The organism is Actinoplanes sp. CA-252034, assembly GCF_050956125.1.
Classification (GTDB): Bacteria; Actinomycetota; Actinomycetes; order Mycobacteriales; family Micromonosporaceae; genus Actinoplanes.
The window spans coordinates 9804536-9816799 of the sequence record NZ_CP191846.1 but is presented as its reverse complement, the minus strand read 5'-3'; the positions used below and the strand labels follow the sequence as shown (position 1 = coordinate 9816799).

General features: G+C 69.7%; 11 protein-coding genes and 1 pseudogene. 7 read left to right on the top strand and 5 right to left on the bottom strand.

Annotation, left to right across the window (positions count from 1 at the left end; translation table 11 throughout):
* Positions 1 to 17 precede the first annotated feature (17 nt).
* Positions 18 to 860, top strand: a complete 843-nt coding sequence (locus ACQPZW_RS44275; protein ID WP_433791985.1) for an Fpg/Nei family DNA glycosylase — start codon at positions 18 to 20, stop codon at positions 858 to 860.
* Here the strand turns inward: ACQPZW_RS44275 and ACQPZW_RS44270 are convergent.
* On the bottom strand, positions 829 to 2154 hold the full coding sequence (locus tag ACQPZW_RS44270) for a polysaccharide deacetylase family protein (protein WP_433791984.1): 1326 nt from the start codon (positions 2152 to 2154) through the stop codon (positions 829 to 831). The genes ACQPZW_RS44275 and ACQPZW_RS44270 overlap by 32 nt on opposite strands.
* Positions 2155 to 2375: 221 nt before the next feature.
* Positions 2376 to 3530 (bottom strand): carboxylate-amine ligase, encoded by a 1155-nt coding sequence (locus ACQPZW_RS44265; protein WP_433791983.1) that lies wholly within the window; start codon positions 3528 to 3530, stop codon positions 2376 to 2378.
* 125 nt (positions 3531 to 3655) lie between these two features.
* On the opposite strand from ACQPZW_RS44265, the gene ACQPZW_RS44260 reads away from it, so the two are divergent.
* A complete protein-coding gene (locus tag ACQPZW_RS44260) occupies positions 3656 to 5026 on the top strand; it encodes a carbohydrate-binding protein (protein WP_433791982.1) in 1371 nt (456 codons plus the stop codon).
* Positions 5027 to 5030: 4 nt separating this feature from the next.
* On the opposite strand, the pseudogene ACQPZW_RS44255 reads toward ACQPZW_RS44260, so the two are convergent.
* Positions 5031 to 5680, bottom strand: a pseudogene (locus ACQPZW_RS44255) (DedA family protein).
* Positions 5681 to 5824: 144 nt separating this feature from the next.
* On the opposite strand from ACQPZW_RS44255, the gene ACQPZW_RS44250 reads away from it, so the two are divergent.
* The 4 genes from ACQPZW_RS44250 to ACQPZW_RS44235 are packed head-to-tail and all read left to right on the top strand — an operon-like array spanning position 5825 to position 10179.
* The gene (locus ACQPZW_RS44250; RefSeq protein ID WP_433791981.1) at positions 5825 to 7471 is read left to right on the top strand and encodes an alpha-amylase family protein; all 1647 of its coding nucleotides are present in this window, start codon (positions 5825 to 5827) and stop codon (positions 7469 to 7471) included.
* Positions 7472 to 7521: 50 nt separating this feature from the next.
* Complete coding sequence (fabG, locus tag ACQPZW_RS44245) at positions 7522 to 8283, top strand: 3-oxoacyl-ACP reductase FabG (protein WP_433791980.1); 762 nt, start codon at positions 7522 to 7524, stop codon at positions 8281 to 8283.
* 48 nt (positions 8284 to 8331) lie between these two features.
* Entirely contained in the window at positions 8332 to 8721 is a 390-nt protein-coding gene (locus tag ACQPZW_RS44240; RefSeq protein WP_433791979.1) for a hypothetical protein, read from the top strand.
* 27 nt (positions 8722 to 8748) lie between these two features.
* Positions 8749 to 10179 (top strand): glutathionylspermidine synthase family protein, encoded by a 1431-nt coding sequence (locus tag ACQPZW_RS44235; RefSeq protein ID WP_433791978.1) that lies wholly within the window; start codon positions 8749 to 8751, stop codon positions 10177 to 10179.
* 40 nt (positions 10180 to 10219) lie between these two features.
* On the opposite strand, the gene ACQPZW_RS44230 is transcribed toward ACQPZW_RS44235, so the two are convergent.
* Together ACQPZW_RS44230 and ACQPZW_RS44225 are read right to left on the bottom strand one after the other, a co-directional pair.
* The gene (locus tag ACQPZW_RS44230) at positions 10220 to 10660 is read right to left on the bottom strand and encodes a hypothetical protein (RefSeq protein WP_433791977.1); all 441 of its coding nucleotides are present in this window, start codon (positions 10658 to 10660) and stop codon (positions 10220 to 10222) included.
* Positions 10653 to 11018, bottom strand: a complete 366-nt coding sequence (locus ACQPZW_RS44225) for a hypothetical protein (protein WP_433791976.1) — start codon at positions 11016 to 11018, stop codon at positions 10653 to 10655. Before ACQPZW_RS44225 ends, ACQPZW_RS44230 begins: the two co-directional genes overlap by 8 nt.
* 78 nt (positions 11019 to 11096) lie before the next feature.
* Between ACQPZW_RS44225 and ACQPZW_RS44220 the strand changes: the two genes are divergently transcribed.
* Positions 11097 to 11999 carry a Gfo/Idh/MocA family protein gene (locus ACQPZW_RS44220; protein ID WP_433791975.1) on the top strand — a complete coding sequence of 301 codons (903 nt, stop codon included), beginning with the start codon at positions 11097 to 11099 and terminating at the stop codon, positions 11997 to 11999.
* The last annotated feature ends 265 nt before the right edge of the window (positions 12000 to 12264 follow it).

Here is a 12264-nt window from a genome sequence, read left to right as displayed (position 1 = left end):
CCGGCTACCTTTGGTGCGTGCCGGAGGGACATACCATTCACCGCCTCGCAGTCCGCCATCGTGAGCTCTTCGCCGGGCATCCGGTCACGGCGGCCAGCCCGCAGGGTCGCTTCGCCGCGGGGGCCGCGCTGATCGACGGGCGTCGGCTCCTCGACACCGAGGCGTACGGCAAGCATCTGCTCCACCACTACGAGGGCGAGCACACTCTGCACGTGCACCTCGGTCTGTACGGCAAGTTCGCCGACGGGGACCTGCCCGCCCCGGCGCCGGTCGGCCAGCTACGGATGGTCCTGACCGGTTCCGGTCATTGGCTGGAGCTGCGGGGCCCGACCGCCTGCGAGGTCCTCGACCCGGGCGCGGTCGAGGAGTTGCGGTCCCGGCTGGGCGCCGACCCGCTGCGTGACGACGCCGACCCGGCCGCCGCGTTCGCCCGCGTCCGTGCCAGCACCAAATCGCTGTTCGCCCTGCTCATGGATCAGTCCGTAGTGGCCGGTTGCGGCCTGATCTACGCCAACGAGACGTTGTTCCGGGCGGGCCTGTCGCCGGAGACCCCGGGCGCCGCGATCGACGCCGACCGGTGGACCGCGATCTGGGACGATCTGCGGTCGCTGATGAAGGAGGGCGTGCTGCGCGGGCGGATCGACACGGTCCACACGCAGCACACCCCCGAGGCGATGCGGCGGGCGCCACGGGTCGACCGGCACGGCGGCGAGGTGTATGTCTACCGCCGTCCCGGCCTGCCCTGCCTGGTCTGTGGCACCCCGATCGCCCGGGACGAGCTGGCCGGACGCAACCTCTACTGGTGCCCGTCCTGCCAGCCGTCGCCGGTCACGCGGTCGCGGCGGCGTCGCTCGGCGTAGCGGACGGCGTCTGCGACGGCACCGGCTCCGGGGCGGAGGGTGCGGGCGTCGAGGGCGTGGGCTCCGGCGCCTCGGCTCCGGGGACGCCGACCTCGAAGTTCTCCACCAGCCAGGGCAGCAACTGCTCGTACGCAGCGGTGGTGTCCGGCTGGTTGAAGTCGTGGGACAGCACGATCGCGCCCGGCCGGGTCTCCTTCCTGACCTGCGCGATGATCCGCTGCACGTGCTGCTCGGAGGTCTCGCCCTCGGGGTGCTCCCAGTCGCGCGGGTCCACCTCCCAGTAGAGCGAGGTCATGCCGTCGACGTACGCCGTCTTGACGAGCCGGTCGGTGAAGTTGCCGCCGGGCGCCCGGAAGTAGGGGATCTCGGCATCCGGGACCGCCGCGCGGATCGCCGCGTTCGTCCGTTCCAGATCAGCCTTGATCTGATTCGCCCTCTTGCCGCCGATCTTGAGGTCGTGGCTCCACGTGTGGTTGCACAGCACATGCCCGCCCTCGACGATCTGGCGGACCAGGTCGGGGTGCCGTCGGGCCTGCGTGCCGACCAGGCAGAACACCGCCTTCACCTGGTACTTGTCGAGCATCGCCAGGATCTTCGGCGTCTGCACCGGGTCGGGCCCGTCGTCGAAGCTGAGCATCACCACCGGGGAGCCGGTGGTGCGCCGCGAGTTGAACGGCCCGTCGCCGACAGGCACCACGACCTGCTGGGGTGCGTTCTCGGTGGGTCGCACGACCGGTGTCGACTGTGGAGCGGACGGCTCGGGCTCGGCCGGTCTCGTCGCGGCGGGGGCGCCGGCGGCAGCCTCCGGCTCGCGGTCCGGCGCGGGCTTCTTCCGCTCGCTCTTCTCGATCACGCCGACGGCCTCGGCGGCGGCGGTCATCACCGAGGTGCTGCCACCGTCCTCGAGCGGGATCGTCGGCACGGCGGTGAGCAGCAGGCCGGCGGCGACCAGGGTGCCGAGCAGGACCTGCGGCCGGTTCTTCGCGGCGGCCACCCAGGCCTCGACCGGCATGGTCGAGGGAGCGCGGTGCGCGCCACCGGTGGTGCGGTCCGGCGCGGCCGTGCGGCCCGGCGAGCGACGGCGGGCGGCGCGGCCGCCTTCGACGCGGGCATCTCCATACGAGACGCGGGCGGCTCCGTACGAGACGCGGGCGGCTCCATTCGATTCGTACGCCCCCGCGCGATGCCGTGCCGACCGGGGAGCCGGGACGGTCGCGCCGGAGGCGGTGACGATCGCGGCACGCAGGCTGGTCAGCCTGGCCACCGTGGACGATGCCGGGGTCTCGTCGGGCACCGGATCCGGTGCCCGGTGCCGCCCGGCGGCCGAATTGTTGGCGCGGGACGTCGGCGCAGGTGAGAGGGGGGCGTGCGGCGACATTCGTCATGCCTACCGTGCCGCAAGATCTCGCGCGATACCGAATCGGTCACCGACCGGTCACATAGGGCGATACGCGCTGCTCACCTGCAGTGACGTCGATAAGTGCAATTTGTGATTGAAGCCGCTTCCGGCGTCACCTAATCCGTGGGAGCGTGCTCACCACTGGTGGAGCGCACCAGCCAGTCGACCACGTCGCCGACCGATGCCCCGCCGGCCAGCAGTGCCCGCTGCCGGGCCGCGCCGGTGCCGTGCTCCCGCAGCCGTCCCAACAGGACGGTCGCGGTGGCGAGGTCGCCGTGCCGTTCGAGCTCGGGGCGCACGTAGTCGAAGAGCTGCCGCATCAGCCGCCACGCCGGACGGGGCTCGCGGGTCGCCATGTCGATGTTCAGGCCCTCGAGGCCGTCGTGCGCGGCCCGCCAGTGCGCCGCCATGAGCAGCGGGTGTTCGACGTCGGGCGCCTCGATCCCGGCCCGGACCTCGCGCAGCAGTGTGCCGACCAGCGCCCGGGTCAGCGCGGCCAGCAGCACCGCGTCGTCGGCCGTGGGCATCACATCGCCCATCCGGATCTCCACGGTCGGGTAGCTCGCCGACAGCCGGGCGTACCAGTAGAGCATCCCCTCGTCGAGCATCGCGCCGCTCGCTTCGAGGTCGCTGATCAGTGTCAGGTAGTGCTCGTGGGAGCGCAGGTAGGGCGTGGGGCCGACGGTGGGCCAGCGCTCCCACATCATCGAGCGCCAACTGGCGTACCCGGTCTCCCGTCCGGCGAATAGCGGCGAGTTGGCGGTGGCCGCCTGCAGGACCGGCAGCCAGGGCCGCAGGTGGTTGAGCACCTGCACGCCGGTCTCCGGGTCGGGGATGCTGACGTGCACATGGGTGCCGCACATGCCGGGTCCGGGGGAGAGGTCACCGAAGCGCTCCCGCATCCGGTGGTACCGCTCGTTGTCGACGATCCGTGCGTTGTGGCCGGCTGCGGGCCCGGTGCCGACCGCGACGAGCCGGGCGCCGGCCCGTTGTGCCGCGGCCCCGACGTCGGTGCGCAGTCGGCGCAGCGCCGTGGCCAAGCCGTCCAGTTCGAGCTGCGGTGGGCTGGCCACCTCGATCTGGGTTCGGTAGAACTCGTGCTGCACCCCGCCCCGCAGGTCGGCGGGCAGCTCGGCGAAGACCTCCTCCACCGCCTCCGCGGCCCGTGGCTCGGTCGCGTCGACGAGGAGATACTCCTCTTCGACGCCGAGGGTGAGAAGGTCGTCACGCTCGGCCTTTGCGGCGAGTTCGGGGGAGATGGCCGTATCCATGGGAGCGGCTTACCCGAGCGGATCTCGCGGGAAACGATCGGCTGTCTTCCATATTGACAACCCCTGGAAACAAGCGTGCAATCTGTGAGAGCGCTCTCTCAACCCCCAGGAAAGGCGCGTCCCCCATGAGAATCCCCCGGAAACTGCTGGCTGTGGCCACGTCGATACTCGCCGTCGGCGCCTCGGTCACCTTCGTGGCCAACGCCGACGCCGCGGTCCCGCCCGCACCCGCCGGCATGACGCTGGTCTTCGGCGACGACTTCACCGGCGCCTCGGGCACCGGGCTCAACCGCTCCAACTGGCTCTACTCCACCGGCACCGGATATCCCGGCGGCGCCGCCAACTGGGGCACCGGCGAGATCGAGACGATGACCGACTCGACGGCCAACGTCTACCAGGACGGCGCCGGCAACCTGGTGATCAAGCCGCTCCGTGACTCCGCCGGCCGATGGACCTCGGGCCGGGTGGAGACCCAGCGCACCGACTTCGCCGCCCCGGCCGGCGGGAAGATGCGCATGGAGGCCCGCATCCAGCAACCCAACGTGACCGGCGCGGCGGCGGCCGGATACTGGCCGGCGTTCTGGGCGCTCGGCGCCGCGGCCCGTCCGGTCGGTGCGACCAACTGGCCCAGCATCGGCGAGATCGACATCCTGGAGAACATCAACGGCCGGTCCAGCGTCTTCTCCGCCCTGCACTGTGGCAGCAACCCGGGCGGGCCGTGCAACGAGACCACGGGTCTGACCAGTGGCGAGCGAGCCTGCAGCGGCTGCCTCGGCAGCTTCCACACCTACGCCACGGAGTACGACCGCAGTGTCTCGCCCGAGCAGCTGCGCTTCTACCTCGACGGCAACAACTACTTCACGCTCACCTCGAACGCGGTCGACTCCACCACCTGGAACAACGCCCTGCACCACGGGTTCTTCATGATCCTCAACGTGGCGATCGGCGGCGGGTTCCCGGCGGCGTTCGGCGGCGGCCCGACCGCGGCCACCCAGCCGGGTGTGCCGATGCTGATCGACTACGTGGCCGTCTACCAGTCGAGCGGCGGCACCACACCGACCAACCCGACCACTCCGCCGCCCTCGGGCAGCCGGGACGCGTACTCCCGGATCGAGGCCGAGTCGTTCAACAACTCCGCCGGAGTGCAGCTCGAGACCAGCTCCGAGGGCGGGCAGAACGTCAGTCACATCGCCAACGGCGACTGGCTCCAGTTCAACAACGTCAACTTCGGGACCGGCGGGGTGAAGGACTTCGTGGGCCGGGTCGCGTCCGGCGCGGGTAGCGCGGTGAGCGGCCTGGTCGAGGTGCGCCTGGACAGCCGGAGCAACGCCCCGATCGGCACGTTCGCACTCGCGAACACCGGTGGCTGGCAGAACTGGACGTCGATCCCGGCCAACGTGTCGAACGTGACCGGCTCGCACACCGTCTACCTGACCTTCACCAGCGGCCAGCCGGCCGACTTCGTCAACGTCAACTGGATCCAGTTCCGCAAGTGACCGTCTAGCGTGCGCGGGCGGCGGTGCGCTGCCGCCGCTTGCGCACCTTCTTCACCACCCACGAGCCGATGGCGATCGCGAAGAACGCCCAGATCGCGTAGTCGAACCACTGGGCGTACTGCTCCAGGTCCCCCAGCGGGAGCCGAGCGCGTAGCCGCCACCGATGAACAGCGCGTTCCAGAAGCCGCTGCCGATCGTGGTGAAGACCATGAACTGGCCCATCGGCATGCGGTTGGCGCCGGCCGGGATGGAGACCAGGCTGCGGACCACCGGGGCGCACCGGCCGAAGAGCACCGCGGCGCGCTCGTGTTTCTCGAACCAGCGGTCGGCCCTGTTCAGGTCGTCCGGATCGACCAGGGGGATCCGGTCCAGCCAGTGCTTGAGCCGCTCCTCGCCGAGCCCGCGGCCCAGCCAGTAGAGGGCGACCGCGCCACCGAGCGCGCCGAGCGTCGCGGTGATCCAGACCAGCACCAGGTTGACCCGGCCCTCGCTGGCCAGGTAGCCGGCCATGGACAGCACGATCTCACTGGGGATGGGCGGGATCAGGTTCTCCAGGGCGACCAGCAGCCCGACGCCGATCTCGCCCAGTGAGTCGATCACCGAGGCAACCCAGCCGGTCAGTCCACCGAGATTGCTGAGATCGCCGTCGGCCATGCGCCCGCCTTCCGAATGTCGCCACCAGGTCCCCACACACTGTGCAGGCGATTTCTGAGAGTTACCCGTGAACGAGCCGTCCAACCCGTCCCCGCCGGGGCGGCGCGCGTTTCGTGGCGCGGAGGCGCGGACAAGTAAAGGCGCATGAGTGACCGGTGGTATTCCAAGGCCGTCGTCTATTGCCTCGACATCGACTCGTTCGCCGACTCCGACGGTGACGGCTGCGGTGACATCCGTGGCCTGATCGGGAGGCTCGACTATCTGTCCCGGCTCGGGATCAACTGCCTGTGGCTCAACCCGATCCACCCGTCGCCCGGCAAGGACGACGGCTACGACGTGTCCGACTTCTACAACGTCGATCCCCGGTTCGGCACGCTCGGCGACTTCGCCGAGCTACTGCACCAGGCGGCCAACCGGGGCATCAAGGTGATCATCGACCTGGTGGTCAACCACACCTCCGACCAGCACCCGTGGTTCGTCTCGGCCCGATCGTCACCGGACTCGCCGTACCGCGACTGGTATGTCTGGAGCGAGACCGCTCCGGAAGACCGCAAGCAGGGGATGGTCTTCCCGGGCGAGCAGGACGAGACGTGGTCCTACGACCGGACGGCGAAGCTCTGGTACTACCACCGGTTCTACAAGTTCCAGCCGGACCTGAACATCGAGAACCCGGAGGTCCGGGCCGAGATCAAGAAGATCTGCGCGTTCTGGCTGCAGCTCGGGGTGTCCGGGTTCCGGATGGACGCGGTGCCGTTCATCATCGAGAAGACCGAGCCGGGCAGCCCCACCGCGCCGATGGACTTCGACTTCCTCAGCGACCTGCGCCAGCACGTGCAGTGGCGCAAGGGCGACGCGGTGCTGCTGGCCGAGGCCAATGTGGAGCCCGAGAAGCTGGTGACCTACTTCGGCGACGAGGGCGGCTCCAGCAACCGCATCCACATGCTGTTCGACTTCATGCTCAACGCCCGGCTGGTGCTGGGCCTGGCCCGGCAGGACACCGAGCCGATCATCGACGCCCTGCGGGACTCGCCGAAACTGCCGGACGGCGGCCAGTGGGCCACCTTCCTGCGCAACCACGACGAGATCGATCTGTCCCGGCTCACCGCCGAGCAGCGCAAGGACGTCCTCGACCAGTTCGGGCCGGACGAGAGCATGCAGCTGTACGGGCGGGGCATCCGCCGTCGCCTGGCGCCGATGCTGGGCAACGACCGCCGGCGGATCGAGCTGGCCTACGCGCTCCAGTTCAGCCTCCGTGGCACGCCGGTGATCCGGTACGGCGAGGAGATCGGGATGGGGGAGAACCTGGAGCTGGAGGGGCGCTACGCCATCCGTACCCCGATGCAGTGGAACAACCTGCCGAACGGCGGATTCTCCAGCGCCGATCCGAAACAGGTGATCCGTCCGGTGATCTCGGGTGGCGAGTACGGTTTCGAGACCCTCAACGCGACCCTCCAGCGGCACGACCCGAAGTCGCTGCTGTCGTGGTTCGAGCGGATGATCCGTACCCTCCGCGAGACGCCCGAGATCGGCGGCGGGACCTGCACCCACGTCGATGTGCCGGCGCCGAGGGGCATCCTGGTGCACCGCGCTGACGCCGACACCGGAACCATGCTGTTCGTGCACAATCTGGGCACCGAGGACGGTGTGGTCGATCTGAGCAGCCTGGCCGCCGAGGCCGACTTCCCGAACGACGTGCTGGCCGACCAGAAGTACCCGGAGCCGGGCGAATTCGACAAGATCAGCGTCGCCGGGTACGGATACCGGTGGATCCGGATGCGCAGAACCGCCTGACCGGCATTAGCATCGGCTTCCAGCAGCTTGGATCACTATCGGAGGCCGCAATGTCGCAGTCCGTACGTCGTGTCGCTGTAGTGACCGGAGCCGCCCGCGGCATCGGCGCGGCGATCGCCCGCAAACTCGCCGCCGACGGGATGGCGATCGCGGTCGTGGACCTCGACGAGAAGTCCGGCGCCGAGACGGTCGACGCGATCGTGGCGGCGGGCGGCTCGGCCATCGCGATCGGCGCGGACGTGGCCGACAAAGATCAGGTGACGGCGGCCGTCGAGCGGACCGTGGCCGAGCTCGGCGCGCCGACCGTCCTGGTCAACAACGCCGGGGTGCTGCGCGACAACCTGCTCTTCAAGATGTCCGAGGACGACTGGGACACCGTGATGGCCGTCCACCTGCGCGGCGCGTTCCTGTTCAGCCGGGCCGTGCAGCAGCACATGGTCGCCGCGAAGTACGGGCGGATCGTCAGCCTCTCCAGCACGTCCGCCCTCGGCAACCGTGGCCAGGCCAACTACGCCGCCGCCAAGGCCGGTCTGCAGGGCTTCACCAAGACGCTCGCCATCGAGCTCGGGAAGTTCGGCATCACCGCGAACGCGGTCGCGCCCGGCTTCATCGTGACCGACATGACCCGGGCCACCGCGGCGCGCATCGGGGTCGACTTCGACGATTTCGAGAAGGCGACGGTCGGTCAGATCCCGGTCGCCCGCGCCGGTCGGCCCGAGGACGTGGCGAACACGGTGTCGTTCCTGGTCAGCGAAGGAGCCGGGTTCGTCTCCGGACAGGTCGTTTATGTCGCGGGCGGGCCGAGGGACTGACAGGCTAATGGTTGCTGGCAACTTGCTGAGAAGAGTTACAAAGAAATCATGAAACGACGCATGAGTTCCCGGACCGTGTCGTTGACCAGCACCTTCCTCCTGCTGGCCGCGGGTGGACTGGCTGCGTGCGACAGCGACGAATATGTGGACGAGGGTTTCTACTGCGCGGACGCCAACGGTGTGATCGTCGACGAGGACCTCTGCGACGACGACGGTGGCGGTGGTGGTGGGGGCGGCTTCTTCATCTGGCACTCGTCGGGGTACCGCTCGGGTTATCCCATCGGCTCCCGACTGCCCAGCGGCGGCTCCAAGTTCGCCTACAACGACGCGTCATCGCGGTCGAAGTTCGGTCTCCCCTCCAGCGGGAAGATCAGCAACGGCACGGTGAAGACCAGTGTCGTGGGCAAGGGCGGCAGCGGATCGTCTTCGGGGGGCTGACATTTGCGGCGGATTCCGCACGGGCCGGTGCGCGACGGTTGGCGGCTCACCAACTACAGCCTCGGCCTGACCTACAACGACGACGTCCTCCCCGACGGGACGACGTACTCGTACTGGCAGGAGGGGCCGTACTACGACTTCACGGCGGCCGAGATCGAGGAGCTGGAGACCGCGAGCGCGACCCTCTACGCCATGTGCCTGGAGGCCGGCGACTGGATCGTCCAGCAGTGCCCCCGGCGTACCGTCGAAGGTCGTAAGCAGGGGTTCTTCGCCTCGATCTGCACCGCCGAGTCGTGTTTCCTGGCCCGCATCGGGATCCCCGAGTACACGCATGAGCAGATCATCCGGACCTGGTTCGACGGCGACGCCGAGACGTGGACCCATCAGGACAAGGACCCGGACGGCCGGCTGCCGATGCAGACGCCCGACTGGTCGCCGACCGTTTATGGTCGCTTCGATCTGTGGTACAACGGGGCCGGCACCGTCCCGCGGCTGCTCGAGTTCAACGCGCAGACACCCACCTCACTGGTCGAGGCCGCCGTCATCCAATGGCACTGGATGGACCAGACCGGCGTGGCCCGGCACGAGTGGCGTCAATGGAACTCCATCCACGAGCGTCTCGTCGGCTGGGAGGCCACACCGGGCGAGCCCGGCGATCCCGGTGCCTGGCGGCGCAACATCGCCAAGCTCCGCGAGGCGCGTCCCTGGCTGCCGGAGAAACCCAAGATCTTCTTCGCGTACGAGACCTCCGAGACCTCTGGTGAGGACCGGATGAACGTCGCGTACCTGATGGCCACGGCCGAGGAGGCGGGCTTCCCGGTCGAGCTGATCGCGATGAGCCAGATCGGGTGGGACGTGGCGGGCGATCGCGTCCTGTTCGTCCCGGCGCCCGGTCAGGAGCACCGTTCCGAGCCGATCGACGTCATCTTCATGCTGTACCCGTGGGAGTGGTTCTGGCACGAAGAGGGCGGGAAGGCCTTCTTCCGTAACATGGCCGATCCGCAGAAGCGGGGGACGGTGTGGATGGAGCCGCCGTACAAGGCTGCACTGCTCGGCAACAAAGCCCTGCTCCCGGTCCTGTGGAAACTCTTCGGCGACGACCCGGAGCGAGGTCGATACCTGCTGCCGGCCTATTTCGCCGAGTCCTCCGGGGCGGCCAAGCTGACGTCCTACGCGAAGAAGCCCGTGTGGGGGCGTGAGGGCGGATCGGTCACGCTGGTTCGTGACGGGGCTCCGGTCGCCGACGTCCCCTCCGAGTACGGGTCGGACGGGCGCTACGTCGTGCAGGAGCTGTGCGAGCTGCCCACGTTCGACGGGCTGGAAGGGCCGGTCCATCCGGTGATCGGGGCGTGGCTGATCGACGGTGAGCCGGCCGGCATGGGGATTCGTGAGGGCGTCGGCACCGCCGGCCTGGTCACCACGAACACGTGCAACTTCGTGCCACACGTGATCAGTTGACTCCCCGGCGGGGCCTGCCGGCTTCGCTCCGCGCGCCGGTCTAGGCAGGAGACGTGGGCTTGTGGCGGTAGATCCACCACAGGCCCACGAACGGCAGGACCAACGGGACGTAGCCGTAGCCGCTGCCGAAGCCGGACCAGACGGTGGCGTCGGGGAAATCGCCGCTGTCCAGCACGCTCAGGGTGCCGATGGCCAGCACGCCGATCAGCTCGATGGTGCAGCTGATCAGGGCGATCAGTCGGCCTCGAGGACCTCCTCGGGCCAGGCCCACCGTAGCGGCGATGTAGACCAGGCCGGCGAAGGCGGAGAGCAGGTAGGCGAGCGGCGCCTCGGCGAAGTGGGTGGAGATCTGGACCAGGGCGCGGGCGCTCGCGGACAGGGCGAAGACGCCGTAGACGAGGAGCAGGACGCGGCCGATCCCGGAGCCGAGGGCGGCGTCGGCGGGGCGGACGGTGGTCTCCGCAGGGGTCTTCTCAGGCACCGGGCACCGACGCGATCTGCTGCAGCCGCAGCACTAGGACGGGCAGGACCAGGCAGCCGATGCCGAGGATCAGGTTGCCCCAGCGGGTCGGCTCCATCCTGGCGAGGACGAGCGCGGTCGGGGCCAGCCCGATCGTCGTGATCAGATAGCCGACGAAGGTGGCGGTGTCGTCGGGCCGCCCGCCGTCGAAGAGGCCGGCGACGGCGACCACCACGAGGACCGCGACCAGCGCGCCGAGCACGACGGCGGCGATCAGGTCGGCGCGGCTCGGCGCCCGGTCGAGGGCCGTCCGAACCAGATACCAGACCGCCAGGACGAGGGCGGCGACGATCGTCGTCGTCGACAGGGCACCGTTCACCCGGCCAGGTTACTGAGGCGCCTTCGGCCTGGTAACTTCCGGCCTGGAGATCAACGAACGCGAGGGCGGGGCTAACCGGTGCGCTTCGGACTATTCGGTACGGGACCATGGGCTCAACTGGCGCACGCGCCGGGGCTGGCCGCGCATTCCGGCGTGGAGTTCGCCGGCGTCTGGGGCCGGGACCCGCAGAAGACCGCCGACCTGGCCGGCCGTTACGGCGTCACGGCCTACTCCGACGCCGACGCCCTGATCGCCGACGTCGACGCGGTCGCGATCGCGCTCCCGCCGGACGTGCAGGCGCCACTCGCACTGCGGGCGGCACGAGCCGGACGGCACCTCCTGCTGGACAAGCCGATCGCGTTGCGTACCGAAGACGCCGAAGCCCTCGTCGCGGCGACCGCTGACGTGGCCTCTGTGGTGTTCTTCACTCGCCGGTTCACGCCCGAGCTGGACGGCTTCCTGACCGAGGCGGCGGCGACCGGCGGCTGGGCTGAGGCCCGGATCGACCACCTCGGGTCGATCTTCGTGCCGGACAACCCGTTCGGCGCGTCGCCGTGGCGGCGTGAGCGCGGCGGCCTCTGGGACGTCGGCCCGCACGCGCTGGCCGCGGTGCTGCCGGTGCTCGGCCCGGTGATCGAGGTCACCGCCGTGACCGGTCCGCGCGACCTGACGTTCGTGCTGCTCAAGCACGCCGGTGGGGCGGTCAGCCGGCTCACCCTGGCGGTGGACGCGCCGCCCGCCGCGGCCCGCGAGGAGGCCGTCTTCGCCGGTGACGCCGGGCTCCGGGAGGTGCCCCGCGGCCGGTGGGAGCCCTCGGAGGCTCTCGGTCGTGCCATCGACCAGCTGCTGGTGGCGGCGGCCGGTGGTCCGGCCTCCGCCGTCGACGTCCGTTTCGGTGCCACCGTGACCGCGATCCTGGTCGCCGCCGAGCGCTCCCTCGCCGAGCGCGCCACGATCACCGTCGAGCCCGGCCGCTCGTGAGTGCTGTCTCGGCGATGCCGAGACAGCGCCGAGAACCGGCTGCAAAGATCAACTGCGGCTGCTCGCCGGGGTGGCCGTGAGTGGATCGCCTACGCGGGGTAACGGCCATATTGATCGAGCGCCAGTCGAACTGAGCGCTAACTGGACAGAGCCTGCGCGTTACGGATGGACGCATAGTAGCGAGCCGAATACATTTTCGCCTTGTCACGTGCACCGGGGGCCGAATCGCCCGGCGGTGGCGATCGCGGGCCCGCGACGCCATCGC